The organism is Exiguobacterium sp. s57, from assembly GCF_018617685.1.
GTDB lineage: Bacteria > Bacillota > Bacilli > Exiguobacteriales > Exiguobacteriaceae > Exiguobacterium > Exiguobacterium marinum.
In genome coordinates this window covers 975,417-991,216 of sequence record NZ_JACSKR010000001.1, presented here as the reverse complement: position 1 = coordinate 991,216, position 15,800 = coordinate 975,417, and the positions used below count along the sequence as shown (strand labels likewise).

Here is a 15,800-nt window from a genome sequence, read left to right as displayed (position 1 = left end):
CATGGTAGAACCGACATTTGATCGTGTAGCATTTGAGATTGGATCTCTGCCGATTTATTGGTATGGCATGATTATCGCCTTCGGGGCGATGCTCGGACTCGTTCTTGCTTTATATGAAGCGAAACGCATCAATTACGATTCGGAGCGACTTGTGGATGTCGTCATTTGGTCGATCCCGATCAGTATCATTTTTGCGCGTATTTATTACGTGACGTTCCAGTGGGATTATTACTCAGAAAACCTTGGGCAAATCATCGATATCCGTCAAGGCGGAATTGCCATCCACGGTGCCATCTTCGGGGCGCTCCTTGTCGTTATCGTATACTGTATGCGAAAATCGATGTCTTTTTGGAAAGTGACAGACATCTTGGCACCTTCCCTTCTTCTCGGGCAGGCTGTCGGACGCTGGGGGAACTTCATGAACCAAGAGGCACATGGTGGAGAGACGACGCGTAGCTTCTTACAAGACACGCTCATGTTGCCGGACTGGATTGTCAATCAAATGTATATCGATGGGGCTTACTATATTCCAACGTTCCTATATGAGAGTGTCTGGAGCATCATCGGGGTCATTCTCCTCGTCGTTTGGCGTATGGTCGGAAACCCACGACGTGGGTATATCTTCTTGTCCTACCTCGTCTGGTATTCGATCGGTCGCTACTACATCGAGGGACTCCGAACGGATAGTCTCATGTCAGGTGATTTGCGTGCGGCCCAAATGGTGTCCATCGCCTTGATCCTCTTCGGTATCGTCATGATGATTCTTCGCCGCAACGCGAAACGGTACAACGACCCATCAGAGAAAGGACTGTTTGATTAATGGATACGCTCTTATTTGACTTAGATGGAACGTTACTCGATACGAACCCGCTCATCATCGCGAGTTTCCGTCATACGTTCGAATACTATTTCCCAGAAAATACGTATCGGGATGAAGACATCTATCGATTCATCGGACCGACGCTTGAGAAGTCGTTCCGAGAACTCAACGAACCGGAATGGAAAGAGATGCAGGCGTTCTATCGAAGTTTTAATATCGCGATGCATGATCAACTTGTCGCAGAATATCCCGGTGTCATCGAGGGGTTATACCGCCTCCATGCGAAAGGCTATAAGATGGGGATCGTCACGTCGAAAGGGCGTCCTGTCGTCGAGCGGGGTCTTCAATTATTCAACATCGATCATTTGTTTGACGTCGTTGTGACGGCAGATGACGTTGAGAACGAAAAGCCTCACGCCGAACCGGTCGAGCGTGCGCTTCAGGCGCTCGATTCGTCGGCAGAACGCGCGGTCATGGTCGGCGATAACGATACCGACATTTTCAGCGGAAAGAACGCCGGGACGAAAACGGTCGCAGTCGGTTGGGCACTCAAAGGTCGTCCTTTCCTCGAATCGCTCGAGCCAGACGTCATCATTGATACGATGGAACATTTCGAGGCGTGGCTCGATGAGGTAAGCGTCCGTGCGTAAAACGAAGCGATTTCATATCGACGGACCGAATCCGCTTTGGCAGATGTATCGGACGATTCGTTTTTTACGTGTCTTCAAAAACACGGCGGTCGTGCTCGTCGGACGTTATTTTCCTTCAGTAAAGGCGAAGCGTTGGCTCTACCGGACATTTCTCGGCATGAACATAGGAGAGTATAGTGCACTTGCCCTCATGGTCACACCGGACGTCATGTTCCCGGAGAGGATCACGATTGGTCGCAACACGGTCATCGGGTTCAATTCGACGATTCTTTGTCATGAGTATCTCGTGGATGAGTATCGGATCGGGGACGTCGTCATCGGTGATGAGGTGTTGATCGGAGCGAATGTGACCATCTTGCCCGGTGTGACGATTGGAGACGGTGCTGTCGTTGGCGCTGGCGCGATTGTTCATCGCGACGTGTTGCCGGGTGAACGAGTCGTAGGGGCGAAACTACAATCGCTGACACATATTTGACACAATTTTTCGCAAAAAGTTTTCGTGCATGTTTTGTATAAGAAGATGAAAGAATACTTGAGCGGTATCACTTTTTTTTAAAGAGATACCGCTTTTTAATGGAAAAAAGTACAGAAATGAAAAAAATATATTTTCGCTCAAAAATAATTTTTGAACCTAGTAAAAAATATTCATTATAGAAGGAATATAGTCGCGATTTTTTTTAACTTTTTCAGTTGCCCTCGTTGTTCGAGTGAGGTATTCTTATCCCTGCAACTAAAAAAAGATTTAAAGATGATGTGGAGGATTTAGAATATGGAAGCGAACTATGAAGCAGTAATGACGCTACCCGAACCAGAATCTCCGCTCGCTGCGGAGCTCCACTACTATAGAGGTCGTCGTGCGTTACGTGAAGGTCGCCTAGATGAAGCGACTTTTTTCATGGCTGAAGCGACAGCGGCAGCCACGCATCGCGTCGACTATCATAAACAGTACGCAGAACTGTTGTTTGAAGTAGGGGAGATCTACCACGCTAATGACGTGTGGAAGCGAGTTTTAGAGCTCGACGAGACTGCGACAGAGGCGCTTTATCACTTAGCGAGTAACTGTGCCTATGTCTCTCAATATGAAGAAGCCGCAAATTATGCATCCGAATATCTCGATCGTGACGCGAAAGGTCACTACACGGAAGCGGTGCAATCCCTTCTTGAACTGATTGAGCTCGAACAAGAGCTCGAGGACGAGGAAGAAGATGAGTTGATTACGTGGCATACAGAAGCACAGCGTCAAATCGACAAAGGACGGTTATTTGCGGCAAAGGCGACACTCGAACGCCTGATCGGGAGATATCCAGAGTTTTGGCCGGCCTATAACAATTTATCGGTCGTCAGCTTTTATCTCGGTGATGATCAAGCGGCGTTCCGGACGCTCGAATATGTACTCGATCAAAATCCTGGCAACTTGCATGCGATTTTAAATACGATTCTCTTGCTTCATGAAGCAGGACACTCGGAAGCGGCGATCCACTTATCGACACCGCTCACACGTGTCCGTCCGCTCCATTACAACTTGCGTTATAAATTAGCGACGACACTCGCACTCGTCGGTCACTACGACCGTGCGTATGAAGAATTGCGCTTATTGAAGGACCACGGGTTTCGCGGTGACCCATTGTTCGGGCATTGGCTCAGCGTGTCTGCCTACAAGACAGGACGATTAGAAGAGGCAGCCACCTACTTGAACAATGAAGAGATGAAACGATTCGAAGAGAGACAGAGCTTCGATATTAGGGAAAACCTTGAGTTTCGTTCGGCGCTCGTCCAGGGATTGCGTCAAGAAAGCGATTTGGCTCGAGTCGAGATTATTCGTATTATCTCTAACCTTAAAGACGACGAGGCGTTCGAAGCGCTCGCGCTCACGAATGCGGTGACGGAGAACGAGACGGTCCGCGCGTTCGCGGAGATGTGCCGTGCCGACCTTTGTAGTCAATCGTTCAATGGAGACGAACGAATCAAACGTGCGTTTGACGCACTTGTCTTGGCTGAAGCACACGTTTCGGAAGCGGAACGGATGAGTCTTGAAGGTGACTTCTATGAACGTTTTGCCACACTTTTGTTGTTGGATGAACCATTCTTGGACGTAACGGCATCGGCCGCTGCGCTCGTCTGGATGTTTTATACAAAACGAGACGCGCTGATTCTCGAAGACTGTGCGAACGCCTTCCATCTTCCGGTCGATACGTTGACAGAGAAGGTACGTTCTTTCAAACGAACACTCGAACAAGCATAAAGATAGACGATACCCGTACAGGTTTCTTATACTAAAGGCAATCAATTTCTTGCAGAGGTGGAATAAACATGACAGAAGAAAAAATTTATGACGTCATTATCATCGGTGCCGGTCCTGCCGGAATGACTGCTGCGCTATATGCTTCACGTGCAAACCTTTCAACGCTTATGATCGAACGCGGAATTCCAGGTGGTCAGATGGCCAATACGGAAGACATCGAGAACTACCCGGGCTACGATAGCATCCTCGGTCCTGACTTATCGCAAAAAATGTTCGACCACTCGAAAGCGTTCGGTGCGGAGTATGCATATGGAGACGTGCAGCGCATCTCGGATGAAACAGAATATAAAGTCGTGCATGCGCACAACCGAGACTACAAAGCGCGTGCAATCATCCTCGCCTCTGGTGCTCAGTATAAGAAAATCGGCGTACCGGGTGAAGAAGAGCTCGGCGGCCGTGGTGTATCGTATTGTGCGGTATGTGATGGGGCATTCTTCAAAGGGAAAGATTTGTTCGTCATCGGTGGTGGCGACTCAGCCGTTGAGGAAGGTGTCTTCTTGACACGTTTCGCGAACAAGGTGACAATCGTTCACCGTCGCGACGAGCTCCGCGCTCAAAAGATTCTTCAAAAGCGTGCGTTCGACAATGAGAAAATCGATTTCATTTGGAACCATACGGTGAAAGAAATTACAGAGAAAGACGGGAAAGTCGGTGGGGTTCGTCTCGTCAACACGGTTGACGGGACAGAGACAGACCACGAAATCGACGGCGTCTTCATCTATATCGGTATGAACCCGATCACGGGGTTCGTCCAAGACCTCGGCATCACGAACGAGCAAGGTTACATCGTCACAAACGAAGCGATGGAAACGAACATTCCAGGAATCTTCGCTGCCGGTGACGTTCGTGAGAAAACACTCCGTCAAGTCGTCACGGCGACAAACGACGGGTCGATTGCCGCTCAAAATGCTCAACACTTCATCGAGGGACTCCTCGAATCGTTGCAAGAACAAAACGCATGATTCAAGAAGCTAGGACTGCGGGGAACCGCGGTCCTTCTCTTTTTTTCGGACGTTCGTTATACTAGATGGAAAGAGCTGCACACACGGCTCGGTTGTCAATTTTAAGGGGGCGTCAGCGAGATGGAAGATTTTAAAGGATTAGAAGAATTGATCATCATCAGTGGAATGAGCGGGGCAGGGAAGTCGGTCGCGATGAATAGTTTCGAGGACCTCGGCTATTTTTGTGTCGATAACTTACCGCCGGTTCTCTTGCCACAATTGATTGATGTCATCAGCTCGGTCCGGCCGAAAATCGCGGTCGCTATTGATACACGCACGAGAGATTTTATCGACAGCTTGTTCATCGTCATTGACGATTTAGAAAAGAAAAATGTACATCCACATCTATTGTACTTAGAGACAAGGGACGACGTGCTCGTTCGTCGCTATAAAGAGACACGACGTTCACATCCGCTCGCACCTGAAGATGCGCCACTCGTTGGGATCAAGATGGAGCGCGAACTGCTAGAAGGATTCCGTGACCGTGCTCATACGCTTTATGACACGAGTGATTTGAAGCCACAGATGTTGAAGGACCGCATCTTGCAACAATTTAATGAGGAACGGATTCCGTTCACGGTCAACTTCATGTCGTTTGGTTTCAAACATGGGGTGCCGCTCGATATCGACTTGTTATTCGATGTCCGTTTCATTACGAACCCGTTTTATATACCTGAGCTTCGACCGCTCACGGGTCAGACGACAGAAGTGCAGAATTACGTCATGTCACATCCGGAGGCACGAGCATTTTATAAAAAGTTGATTGACATGCTCGAGTTCCTCCTTCCGCAATATAAGCGCGAAGGAAAGACACAGATTGTCGTGGCGTTCGGTTGTACGGGCGGAAAACACCGATCGATCACATTTGCTGAGAAAGTATCGGAACACTTCGCCGAGCGATATAACGTGAAGACAGTCCACCGTGACCTCGCTCACGCGACGAAGGAGAAGTGACATGAGACGAGACCGGAAAGTAGTGGCCATCGGTGGAGGAACGGGATTGTCCACTCTCGTTCGTGGCTTGAAACATTATCCGCTCGACATCACGGCCATCGTCACGGTAGGTGACGACGGCGGGAGTTCGGGACGTCTACGCGATGAGTTTCATATGTTGCCTCCAGGGGACATTCGAAACGTCATCTTGGCATTATCGGAAGTCGAGCCATTAATGGATAAAATTTTGCAATACCGATTCGACACGGGCTATGGCTTAGAAGGGCACTCCCTCGGAAACTTGATGCTCACGGCGGCGACGCACATTTGTGAAGGCTCGTTTGTGAAAGCGATTGACGTCATGTCACAGCTCTTGAACGCACAAGGGAAGGTATTGCCGGTCACAGAGACGCTCATGACACTCGCGGCGGAGTTCGAAGACGGAACGATTGTCAAAGGGGAATCCAAAATCCCGCTCCAAGAGCAGCCGATTAAACGCCTGTTCTTACTCGAGGAAGGCATCAAGCCGGCACCCGGGGTCGTTGAGGCAATTGAAGAAGCAGACGTCATCGTCCTCGGTCCAGGAAGTCTCTATACGAGCATCATCCCGAACTTACTCATCCCGGCCGTACGGGAAGAAATCATCCGCTCGAAAGTCCCGGTCGTCTACATTTGTAACGTTATGACACAACCGGGGGAGACGAAAGGTTATGACGCGATGAAACATTTGAAAGTCGTCGAGTCGTATCTCGGGAAGGCATCAATTGACACGATTGTTGTTAATAACGAGCCGATTGCTGAAGACTATTTAGAGCGCTATCTTGAAGACGGATCAGAAGAAGTCCGTTTCGACCGGAAAAAGCTCCGACACTACGGGACGAACGTCCTCGCAGGGGATATCGTCGACTATAACCGCGATTATATCCGCCATGACTCTGATGCCATCGCCGGACTTGTCATGCAACGGGTGCTTCGGATTAAGAAACCTCGTTCGTTTCAGGAGTTGGAATTGAAATAAAGATTGTTTGAAAGATAGAAAGGAGGGGGACTCGATGAGCTTTGCATCAGATGTGAAGAAAGAACTCACCCAGCTCGAAGCGAACGATGCCGAGGCGAAAGCTGAATTGTCGGCACTCGTTCGGATGAATGGAGTCATCTCGCTTGCCCTAGGACGAGGTATGACCCTTGATGTCTCGACGGAGAACGCCTCGATTGCCCGGCGGATGTATTCATTGATGAAGCGGCTTTACGACCATCCGCTCGATTTGTTTGTACGGAAGAAAATGCGTCTGAAAAAGAACAACGTCTATATCGTCCGTGTATCACAACATGCAGAGACGATGCTTCGGGACCTCGAGATTCTCGGAGAGAATTATGAGATGATCCGGACACTGAACTCGGATATGACACGGGACGAGAACTTGGCACGTGCCTATTTACGTGGGGCGTTTCTTGCGGGTGGGTCGATCAACCATCCGAAGACGTCATCGTATCACCTCGAAGTGTATAGTTTGTATGAAAATCATAATCAGGCGCTACGTGATTTGGCGAACCGCTTTGATTTGAACGCAAAGACGCTCGAACGGAAAAAAGGACATATCCTTTACATGAAAGAGAGCGAGAAAATCTCAGATTTCCTCAAATTGATTGGCGCCACACGAGGGATGCTGGAATTTGAAGATGCACGCATCATCAAAGATATGCGTAACTCCGTCAACCGTCTCGTCAACTGTGAGACAGCGAACTTGAACAAGACGGTCGGTGCGGCATTGCGTCAGGTTGAGAATATCAAATTCTTAGAACGGACAGTCGGACTCGATGTCTTGCCGAAAAAACTGCGGGAGATCGCCGAACTGCGTGTCACGCATCAAGACGTCTCCTTGCAGGAGCTCGGGGAGATGCTCGAGTCCGGACCAATATCGAAGTCTGGAATCAACCATAGACTTCGTAAAATAGATCAAATTGCCGAGCGTGTGCGCAGCGGTGGCGAGATTGCATCTTCGTGATGCGGTTGCACCAAAACCATTCTTCCTATATAATAAGCAATTGTGTATAGGTTTTATGAAAAGCGAATTAAAGGAGCTTCATCATTATGTCGAATGAAAAGAAAAGATTATCGCTCACGATCGACGCTAAGCTCGATCAAGTCATCACAGAGCGTGCAAAAGAAATCGGGATTCCGAAAAGTGCACTCGTCACGTTTGCAACGAGCCTCTTCTTGAACCAGCTTCGTGCAGAAGAGTTGTTGAACGGAGATAAGAATGCAATCTACGAAGTCATTCGTAAAGACTACGAGTTGCTCACGAGCGTAAAGAATCTAGATAACTAAGTGAAAGGTTGACTTCGGTCAGCCTTTTTTAGTTGCATCTCTCCAGAAAATTTGGAATAGTTGAGGTACTGAATAAAGAGGAGGGCAAATGTATGGGACAAGCAAGTCAATTGCTACTTATTTTATTGTTACAATTAATCTTCGTGCCGGTTCTGACCCTTCGAACGATTATGCTTGTTAAAGGCAAAACAATGATTGCAGCGATGTTTGGTACGCTAGAAACATTAATTTATATCTTCGCGCTCGGTATTGTATTCCAGGATTTGACGACGCTCGGAATGATCGTCTATGCGGTCGGGTTCGGACTCGGGATTTTACTCGGTGGCTTCGTCGAACGGAAACTCGCAATCGGCTACAACATGATTCAAGTTCACACGAAAGAGTACCCGGCCGAGCTCATTCAACAGATGCGCGACAATGGATACGGTGTGACACATTACCAAGGTCAAGGACGTGACGGAATCCGTTATCGTCTTGACGTATTGGCGGCCCGGACACGGATGAAGGAACTTCGTGAACTTGTCGAGAAACATGAACCGAAGGCGTTTCTCGTCGCATTTGACCCGATTGATTTCAAAGGCGGCTATATGATGAAAGGGCTACGTCGCCCGAAATGACGCACGAGACTCACGTAAGTGGGTCTTTTTTTGTTGGAGTAGGAATTTTACTACGCGATAGGGAACTAGTGAGAGAAGGAGATGAGACCGTGAAGAGCAATCGACGTTTTTGGATTGTCTTATTATTCTTGCTTGTCGGTGTTGGCATCATCTATTTTGCCGTGACGCTGTTAGGCGACGGAGAAGACACCGTCAAACCACCACTCCCGACTGTCCGAGTCGGTTCGGTGACGGCGGAAGTAGAACAATCGACGTACTGTTGGGAGGCCGGAAATCAAGCGACATGCGCCGACTATGGTTTGCCGAAAGCGGATGACCTGCAACTGATTACGGTCAAACCGGGAGACCGAATCGACGTCGTCTATCATGCGGAACCGAAGGCATCGAGTTTTCATCGAATCGAGGACGGCGAACTCGTCCCGGCAGACGCAATCGTCCCGGAGGAGCCGGGCACCTATCTCTATGAAGTCGGCGGGGAATGGACGCAAGGCGATAGTCGGTACGTATTCGGCGTCAAGGTGTCCGAAAAGTGACAAAAACCATATTAAAAGACGTTTCCCGATAAAAATGGGAAACGTCTTTTGTATGATTAGCGTGTCATGACTTTGTCGATGAGACCGTAGTCTTTCGCTTGGTCAGCTGCCATGAAGTAGTCGCGCTCTGTGTCGCGTTCGATGACTTCAAGTGGCTGTCCAGTGTTTTCTGCCATGATTTGGTTCAACTTCTCACGCATTTTGATGATGCGTTCTGCGTGAATTTTAATGTCTGACGCTTGACCTTGTGTGCCACCGAGCGGTTGGTGAATCATAATCTCCGCGTTTGGCAATGCGAAGCGTTTACCTTTTTCACCGGCTTGGAGCAAGAAGGCACCCATCGATGCAGCCATTCCGATACAAATCGTCGACACGTTCGGCTTGATGAAGTTCATCGTGTCATAGATCGCCATACCTGCTGTAATCGAACCACCTGGGCTGTTGATGTAGAGCGAGATGTCCTTTTCTGGATCCTCAGCTGCGAGGAAGAGGAGCTGTGCGACGATGGAGTTCGCGACGTTGTCGTCAATCGCACTACCGAGAAGGATGATACGGTCTTTGAGCAAGCGTGAGTAGATGTCATACGCGCGCTCCCCACGGCCTGTTTGTTCGATAACTGTTGGAATTAACATTGAATCTGCCTCCTTTATGTAGGTTGTAATTTCATCATACCTGTATAGTCAATGTTGGTCAAACAGAAACCCTTTCTACCGGTTATTCCACGACCCACGATGTGTAAAACGTCTCAAGAAGTGATGGTTACCCATTTAGTTTTGGACGAGCCAATGTGATGACCCGACTAGATTCGAAATAACGTGTGAAACTAGATTCACCAGAATACGATAAGAACAGATATTCTTTAGCACGCGTCATCCCGATGTAAAGGAGAGAGACTTCACGCTCGACATCTTTTTCATATTTAAACGGCATATTGTCAACGTTGACGATAAACACTGCTTGAAAATCAAGTCCTTTACTGCTGTCAATCGTACTGATTTTTACGCACTTGTCATCTTTTGAGAAAGTGCGCTTTGATTCACTGTTTTCTGTGATCCAAAAGTGCTTGATCTCATAGTAATCTAACGCACGTTGCAACGCATCGACATAGTGCATCGACGAAAACTTCTGGACACGATAAAGAATCAGCATTTCAGAATAGGGGACTTTCTTCTCGTCATGTAACTTTTTGATTTGCCGAGCTACGAGATCTGCTTCTTTGAAGAAATGCTCGCATTTGATAATGGCTGGTTCAGGACCTCTTCTAAGCGTACTCTGAGGAGCGATGATTTCGCCATCTAATTCCTTCGTCACAACTTTATCTTTTAGAGAAGAATTGTATTGATAAAACGACCAGGCGAACGATACGATTTGAGATGTGTTCCGATAATTGATATTTAAAATTTTAGACCTTCCTCGGAAGTCGAGACCCGTGTCCTGTACATAGTTACGTTTCCGCTTATAGATGGATTGTGCGCGATCTTCAACAAGCAACAGAGATTTTGTTTCTGGGTTCAAGACTTCACTGGCGAGTTCGAGCCATTCGGGTTCAAAGTCTTGTCCCTCGTCAATCAAAATGGCATCGTACGAAGGAAGGATGATTTCTCGTTTTCTTAACTTCTCAAGTGTCGCTAAAATCCTTTTCTCAGAAATATGTAAATCGTTCTGCAACCAGGCATGGAAATTTCGTACTTCGATCAAATGGCTTTTACGTTTTACTAAAGGATCGAAATCGAACAAATCATCCGGTTCTAGCATCATTTGTTGCACCATCTGTTCGATAAAGCGAGCTAGCGAGATATTGTAACATAGGATTAAAATTTTCCATTCGGGATGCTGTTTAGATAACAGTTTAGCGCGACTGGCTAATATCAGTGTTTTCCCACTTCCTGCAACACCTCGAATTAATCGATTTTGATCGCCGAGTTGTTTAGCCAAGTTTTCTTGATGTAAATCCATCGCTCGAATGTTATGGAGCGACAATAAAAGTTGATCTTGATAAGGGGTGATTTTTTTAAACTCTGCGCTGATTCGGACTTCAGGAAACAGATGATAGCGAATCGAATCGATTTCTTCACCGGTCAATGGTTGCTTTAGGCGATAAGGAACGGTGAACATGTTTAGTATTTTTTCAATGAGTACCTCTTCAGAGAATTGCGGGTCATCGGGATTGATTTCATCACGCATAAGGGAAAAGCAAGGGTCAATCACTTGATATAATCCGTGACGGATACAATCATTTTGGGTCAAACGTGTAAAAATGACCCCGGACCCATATGGGAATTTTAAAGTCGTTGCATACTTTCCTTCGTGTTGAATCAGATTTTGATCTTTTCTTAGAACGTCAGTCAGTTTGAACATATTTTCCCGGGCCTGCAGAAACGGACTTTTTATTTTCTTTTGAGATCCGTTTGCCGGAGTGATAATCCATTCATCATGATTCAATTGATATAGGGTAGAGCGAGTATAATCTTTCACTTCTAAGACGATTAATCCTAAGTCCGGTCCGATGATGACGAAGTCCGGCCTGCGGCCATGTATATTCGGTTCGTAATAAACAATATAGTCGTCTGGTAGGTAATGCTTCAACGTACGAAAGACGAGTCGCTCACCTGCCGTAGCAGAAGAACGAATTGTTTCAGGAACAGTATGAGCCATAAAATGACACCTCTTTTCCAAATCTTTTACTCTAATATACTATATAAAGGATATTAGGAAGCGAGATGCACTGAAATTGTAGGTGAAAATATACAAAAAGGACGAAAACCAACTAAGGTCTTCGTCCTTTATTTCTGATACACCCGGAGAGATTCGAACTCCCGACACCTGGCACCGGAAACCAGTGCTCTATCCCCTGAGCTACGGGTGCATATGTGTGACACGAATTCATTATACATTTGTTTTATTGAAAAAGCAATCCTGTTCATTTACCTTTTTTGAGCGCGAGTGGAGCGGGTTCGTTACAATAGAGAAGAGGGGGGAGAACGATGCAACGACAAGAACAAAAACAAGTGCAACAGCAACAGATGACGCAAGACCTCGTGCAACGGCTACCGGTGCTCGAGGCGGATCGTCTGGCGCTCATATTTCGTCTTGCACGGCTAGCCCGACATAACGCGAACATCCATTTCGGAAGCGGGGGTGTCGAATGGATCGAGGATGTGGCGAGCGCATTTGAAGAGAAGCTGTTCACCCAGATTCGAGAAGGGGGCGGTAGTGAGGCGGATAAAGAGCTTAGACGAAAGCTCGTCCTCTTGCTCGACCATCGGGGATTATTGCCGGACACGAATGAAGTGTTGGCGGAGCGTCTTCAAGTCGATGTCGCTCAAATCGAACAAGCGAGACAGGCGCTCTTGTTTCTTGAACCGACGGGGATCGGGGCGAGAACAGAAAGAGAGTGTCAATATCGACATGCGATCGAACATGATGACCCTCGTGTCGTCGATGTGTTCGACGCAATCGAGAATGGTGTGAGTCATCAACAGATGGCAATCGTACTTGCCGTCTCAGAGGAAGAGCTTGCCGGTCTAGAACGTATTGTGGCGACGCTTCCGAAACGTCCTAATTTATATGAAGAAACTAGTCAAATTTTTCCGGAAGTCGAGGTGAGCTATGAAGACGAAAAACTCGTCACGACATGGCTCAGCCCTGAGCTCGACTCGACACGAGTCGGCAATGATCGTGAGGCGAGATGGTGGATGACATCCCTTGCGATGCGGAATGAGACGTTGCGTGAGATTTGGGGCGTCATCGAATCACGTCAGACGGAATGGCTCAAGGGAAAACTTGTCCTCAATCCGTTGACCCGTCGGACGGTCGCGCACTTGATCGGAAAACATGAATCGACGGTCGGGCGTGCCATCCAAGGGAAATTTGCCAAGACTGAGAACGGGATTATGGAGTGGAGACACTTTTTTGTCCGGTCGACGAGTCATGGTCACTCACCGTTTATGATCAAACGTACGCTCGCTGAACTGATTCAACAAGAGACAGCACCACAAAGTGACCAAACGCTCGCACATGAGCTGGCTCGATACGGTTATCAAGTGACACGTCGGACGGTGACGAACTACCGGGAAGAACTAGGGTTCGGTAACTCGCGGGAGCGTGAGCGACAGGTATGGAAAGGGTGACTCAGATGAAATTGACATTATATAAACGTGAGAATTGCTCGCTTTGTGACGAGGCGGTCGTCATGCTCGAATGGCTTCAAGAAGACTATCCGATTGAAATCGAACAAATTGATATCACAGGGGACGAGGTACTCGAAGAAAAGTATCTCTTCGAAATCCCCGTTCTTATACACGAGGGAGAGACCATCAGTCAAGGGCGATATGATGACAACAAAGTTGAAGATTTTGTTAAGTATACGCTTACATTGAAAAAAAACGTTTGAAGGGGTTGTCAGACGGAAAAGTGATTGATAAGATGAACTCGTAGCGGTGGGACGCAAATAAAAAAGTGGGACGAAAATTGTCCACACTTAAAGTCGAGGGGGTATGAGCATGATCCAGCAACTGATTCACGTTCAGAAGCAAATTGTCCCTGACCTGCTCGATACGCTCCGACATCGTTACGATATCTTACATTACGTCCGCTTGATGCAGCCAATTGGCCGCAGGACACTCGCAACGAGTTTGGGATTGACCGAACGAGTACTCAGGCGAGAGGTTGACTTTTTGAAAGATCAAGGTCTCCTTTACGTCGCTACTCAAGGAATTTCCCTCAGTGAGACGGGACGAAACGTCTTGCGAGACTTGCATGAGATTATGGGAGAACTTCTTGGAATCTCAGAAGTGGCAAGAGAGCTTGAAGAGAAGTTAGGGGTTCGCCAAGTCGTCATCGTGCCGGGTGATTCAGATGAAACATTCTGGGTCCAACGCGATATCGGACGGGCGGCGGTCACGCAATTAAAAGCGCGGCTCGCACCGGATGATAACGTGATCGCGGTAACGGGTGGAACGACGATGGCATCGGTTGCGGCCATGATGTCGCCCGATAAAAAAGAACGCCCGATGCATTTTGTGCCGGCACGTGGAGGTCTGGGAGAAACGCTTGAACTTCAAGCAAACACCGTCTGTTCACGCATGGCGGACCGGGCCCACGCAGACTATCATCTTCTACATATTCCGGATGAAGTATCACAAGAAACGTTCGACCGGATGGTGGAGGAACCTAGCATAAAAAATGTGCTGGAAATGATTAGAGCGGCGCAAATAGTGGTACATGGAATTGGTGAGGCAGAAACGATGGCAAAACGTCGTCACGCATCGCCGGAGCATTTGCGGATGATTGAACGGCATGATGCCGTCGCCGAGGCATTCGGATATTATTTCAATGCTGAAGGTGAGATCGTCCATCGCGTCAAGACGGTTGGGATTCAACTCGAAGAGCTGGATGACATGGATACCGTCATTGCGGTTGCTGGAGGAAAGTCGAAGGCGCAGGCGATCGCCGCTTATGCGAAACACACGTCGAACATCATCCTCGTCACAGACGAAGGTGCGGCGAAAGAATTATTAACTTGTTATTAAAGAGTTGACCCCGTTGGCTCTTCAATAAATAGCTTCTACCCTAAGGAGGAAATTAACATGGCAGTAAAAGTTGGTATTAACGGATTTGGACGTATCGGTCGTTTGGCATTCCGCGAGATCATCAAAAACGAAGGAATCGAAGTTGTTGCAATCAACGACTTGACAGACACGAAGATGCTTGCACACCTTCTCAAATATGACACGACTCAAGGTCGTTTCGACGGAGAAGTTGAAGTACACGACGATCACTTCCTCGTAAACGGAGAGAAAGTTATCACGCTCGCTAACCGTAACCCTGAAGAACTTCCATGGGGAGACCTCGGTGTAGACATCGTTCTCGAATGTACTGGATTCTTCACTTCAAAAGAAAAAGCTGAGCTTCACTTGAAAGCTGGCGCGAAGAAAGTTGTTATCTCGGCTCCTGCTACAGGTGACATGAAAACTGTTGTTTACAACACAAACCACGAAATCCTTGATGGTTCTGAAACAGTCATCTCAGGTGCTTCTTGTACAACAAACTGCTTGGCACCAATGGCTAAAGTTCTTCAAGATCAGTTCGGAATCGTTGAAGGTCTCATGACTACGATTCACGCTTACACTGGTGACCAAAACACGCTTGACGCTCCACACCCTAAAGGTGACTTCCGTCGTGCACGTGCAGCTGCAGCGAACATCGTTCCTAACACAACAGGTGCTGCTAAAGCAATCGGTCTTGTAATTCCTGAACTTCAAGGAAAACTTGACGGTGCTGCACAACGTGTACCAGTTGCTACAGGTTCACTCACTGAGCTCGTAACTGTACTCGACAAGCAAGTATCTGTTGACGAAGTAAACGCAGCAATGAAAGCAGCAGCGAACGAGTCATTCGGTTACACTGAAGACCAAATCGTTTCTTCTGACGTCGTTGGTATCGCATACGGTTCACTCTTCGATGCGACTCAAACTAAAGTGATGACAGTTGGCGACAAGCAACTCGTTAAGACGGTTTCTTGGTACGACAACGAAATGTCTTACACTGCACAATTGGTTCGCACAGTTAAGCACTTCGCTAACATCGCGAAGTAAGTTCGTGAACTAAATAGAA

General features: G+C 47.7%; 17 protein-coding genes and 1 tRNA gene. 15 read left to right on the top strand and 3 right to left on the bottom strand.

Going from position 1 to position 15,800, the window contains the following annotated elements; translation table 11 throughout:
• Position 1: 1 nt before the first annotated feature.
• The 11 genes from lgt to KNO98_RS04995 all read left to right on the top strand — a co-directional run bounded on the left by lgt (position 2) and on the right by KNO98_RS04995 (position 9,185).
• A complete protein-coding gene (gene lgt / locus KNO98_RS05045) occupies positions 2–820 on the top strand; it encodes a prolipoprotein diacylglyceryl transferase (RefSeq protein ID WP_214699473.1) in 819 nt (272 codons plus the stop codon).
• Entirely contained in the window at positions 820–1,470 is a 651-nt protein-coding gene (gene ppaX / locus KNO98_RS05040; protein ID WP_214699470.1) for a pyrophosphatase PpaX, read from the top strand. Before lgt ends, ppaX begins: the two co-directional genes overlap by 1 nt.
• A complete protein-coding gene (locus tag KNO98_RS05035; protein ID WP_026825431.1) occupies positions 1,463–1,945 on the top strand; it encodes an acyltransferase in 483 nt (160 codons plus the stop codon). Before ppaX ends, KNO98_RS05035 begins: the two co-directional genes overlap by 8 nt.
• A gap of 294 nt (positions 1,946–2,239) precedes the next feature.
• Positions 2,240–3,712: a tetratricopeptide repeat protein gene (locus KNO98_RS05030; RefSeq protein WP_214699468.1), complete on the top strand. Its 1,473-nt coding sequence runs from the start codon at positions 2,240–2,242 to the stop codon at positions 3,710–3,712.
• Positions 3,713–3,780: 68 nt separating this feature from the next.
• Positions 3,781–4,734, top strand: a complete 954-nt coding sequence (trxB, locus tag KNO98_RS05025; RefSeq protein WP_026825433.1) for a thioredoxin-disulfide reductase — start codon at positions 3,781–3,783, stop codon at positions 4,732–4,734.
• 120 nt (positions 4,735–4,854) lie between these two features.
• Positions 4,855–5,727 carry an RNase adapter RapZ gene (rapZ, locus tag KNO98_RS05020; RefSeq protein ID WP_214699466.1) on the top strand — a complete coding sequence of 291 codons (873 nt, stop codon included), beginning with the start codon at positions 4,855–4,857 and terminating at the stop codon, positions 5,725–5,727.
• Between the two features lies 1 nt (position 5,728).
• Positions 5,729–6,724 (top strand): gluconeogenesis factor YvcK family protein, encoded by a 996-nt coding sequence (locus KNO98_RS05015; protein ID WP_214699464.1) that lies wholly within the window; start codon positions 5,729–5,731, stop codon positions 6,722–6,724.
• Positions 6,725–6,758: 34 nt separating this feature from the next.
• Positions 6,759–7,712, top strand: a complete 954-nt coding sequence (whiA, locus tag KNO98_RS05010; RefSeq protein ID WP_026825436.1) for a DNA-binding protein WhiA — start codon at positions 6,759–6,761, stop codon at positions 7,710–7,712.
• Between the two features lie 86 nt (positions 7,713–7,798).
• On the top strand, positions 7,799–8,035 hold the full coding sequence (locus KNO98_RS05005; RefSeq protein ID WP_012726920.1) for a hypothetical protein: 237 nt from the start codon (positions 7,799–7,801) through the stop codon (positions 8,033–8,035).
• 92 nt (positions 8,036–8,127) lie between these two features.
• A complete protein-coding gene (locus KNO98_RS05000; protein WP_026825437.1) occupies positions 8,128–8,652 on the top strand; it encodes a DUF2179 domain-containing protein in 525 nt (174 codons plus the stop codon).
• A gap of 89 nt (positions 8,653–8,741) precedes the next feature.
• Positions 8,742–9,185 carry a hypothetical protein gene (locus KNO98_RS04995; protein WP_353047774.1) on the top strand — a complete coding sequence of 148 codons (444 nt, stop codon included), beginning with the start codon at positions 8,742–8,744 and terminating at the stop codon, positions 9,183–9,185.
• A gap of 56 nt (positions 9,186–9,241) precedes the next feature.
• Here KNO98_RS04995 and clpP read toward each other — a convergent pair whose 3' ends face one another.
• The 3 genes from clpP to KNO98_RS04980 all read right to left on the bottom strand — a co-directional run bounded on the left by clpP (position 9,242) and on the right by KNO98_RS04980 (position 12,051).
• Positions 9,242–9,817 (bottom strand): ATP-dependent Clp endopeptidase proteolytic subunit ClpP, encoded by a 576-nt coding sequence (gene clpP, locus KNO98_RS04990; protein WP_012726916.1) that lies wholly within the window; start codon positions 9,815–9,817, stop codon positions 9,242–9,244.
• A 127-nt stretch (positions 9,818–9,944) separates the two neighbouring features.
• Positions 9,945–11,840, bottom strand: coding sequence for a DEAD/DEAH box helicase (locus tag KNO98_RS04985; protein ID WP_214699454.1), 1,896 nt, complete (start codon positions 11,838–11,840; stop codon positions 9,945–9,947).
• 138 nt (positions 11,841–11,978) lie between these two features.
• A tRNA-Arg gene (locus KNO98_RS04980) sits at positions 11,979–12,051 on the bottom strand.
• Positions 12,052–12,169: 118 nt separating this feature from the next.
• Here KNO98_RS04980 and KNO98_RS04975 point away from each other — a divergent pair.
• From KNO98_RS04975 to gap, 4 genes are all read left to right on the top strand, one after another.
• Complete coding sequence (locus KNO98_RS04975) at positions 12,170–13,315, top strand: RNA polymerase factor sigma-54 (protein WP_214699447.1); 1,146 nt, start codon at positions 12,170–12,172, stop codon at positions 13,313–13,315.
• 5 nt (positions 13,316–13,320) lie between these two features.
• Positions 13,321–13,578 (top strand): glutaredoxin family protein, encoded by a 258-nt coding sequence (locus KNO98_RS04970; protein ID WP_214699445.1) that lies wholly within the window; start codon positions 13,321–13,323, stop codon positions 13,576–13,578.
• Between the two features lie 112 nt (positions 13,579–13,690).
• Positions 13,691–14,716, top strand: coding sequence for a sugar-binding transcriptional regulator (locus KNO98_RS04965; RefSeq protein ID WP_026825441.1), 1,026 nt, complete (start codon positions 13,691–13,693; stop codon positions 14,714–14,716).
• A gap of 57 nt (positions 14,717–14,773) precedes the next feature.
• Positions 14,774–15,781 (top strand): type I glyceraldehyde-3-phosphate dehydrogenase, encoded by a 1,008-nt coding sequence (gene gap / locus KNO98_RS04960; protein ID WP_026825442.1) that lies wholly within the window; start codon positions 14,774–14,776, stop codon positions 15,779–15,781.
• The last annotated feature ends 19 nt before the right edge of the window (positions 15,782–15,800 follow it).

What these genes read in the sequence shown, in the direction of transcription:
- lgt (WP_214699473.1), top strand. Translation starts at nt 2, where the DNA reads ATGGTAGAACCGACATTTGATCGTGTAGCATTTGAGATTGGATCTCTG.
- ppaX (WP_214699470.1), top strand. Translation starts at nt 820, where the DNA reads ATGGATACGCTCTTATTTGACTTAGATGGAACGTTACTCGATACGAAC.
- KNO98_RS05030 (WP_214699468.1), top strand. Translation starts at nt 2,240, where the DNA reads ATGGAAGCGAACTATGAAGCAGTAATGACGCTACCCGAACCAGAATCT.
- trxB (WP_026825433.1), top strand. Translation starts at nt 3,781, where the DNA reads ATGACAGAAGAAAAAATTTATGACGTCATTATCATCGGTGCCGGTCCT.
- rapZ (WP_214699466.1), top strand. Translation starts at nt 4,855, where the DNA reads ATGGAAGATTTTAAAGGATTAGAAGAATTGATCATCATCAGTGGAATG.
- KNO98_RS05015 (WP_214699464.1), top strand. Translation starts at nt 5,729, where the DNA reads ATGAGACGAGACCGGAAAGTAGTGGCCATCGGTGGAGGAACGGGATTG.
- whiA (WP_026825436.1), top strand. Translation starts at nt 6,759, where the DNA reads ATGAGCTTTGCATCAGATGTGAAGAAAGAACTCACCCAGCTCGAAGCG.
- KNO98_RS05005 (WP_012726920.1), top strand. Translation starts at nt 7,799, where the DNA reads ATGTCGAATGAAAAGAAAAGATTATCGCTCACGATCGACGCTAAGCTC.
- KNO98_RS05000 (WP_026825437.1), top strand. Translation starts at nt 8,128, where the DNA reads ATGGGACAAGCAAGTCAATTGCTACTTATTTTATTGTTACAATTAATC.
- clpP (WP_012726916.1), bottom strand. Translation starts at nt 9,817, where the DNA reads ATGTTAATTCCAACAGTTATCGAACAAACAGGCCGTGGGGAGCGCGCG.
- KNO98_RS04985 (WP_214699454.1), bottom strand. Translation starts at nt 11,840, where the DNA reads ATGGCTCATACTGTTCCTGAAACAATTCGTTCTTCTGCTACGGCAGGT.
- KNO98_RS04975 (WP_214699447.1), top strand. Translation starts at nt 12,170, where the DNA reads ATGCAACGACAAGAACAAAAACAAGTGCAACAGCAACAGATGACGCAA.
- KNO98_RS04970 (WP_214699445.1), top strand. Translation starts at nt 13,321, where the DNA reads ATGAAATTGACATTATATAAACGTGAGAATTGCTCGCTTTGTGACGAG.
- gap (WP_026825442.1), top strand. Translation starts at nt 14,774, where the DNA reads ATGGCAGTAAAAGTTGGTATTAACGGATTTGGACGTATCGGTCGTTTG.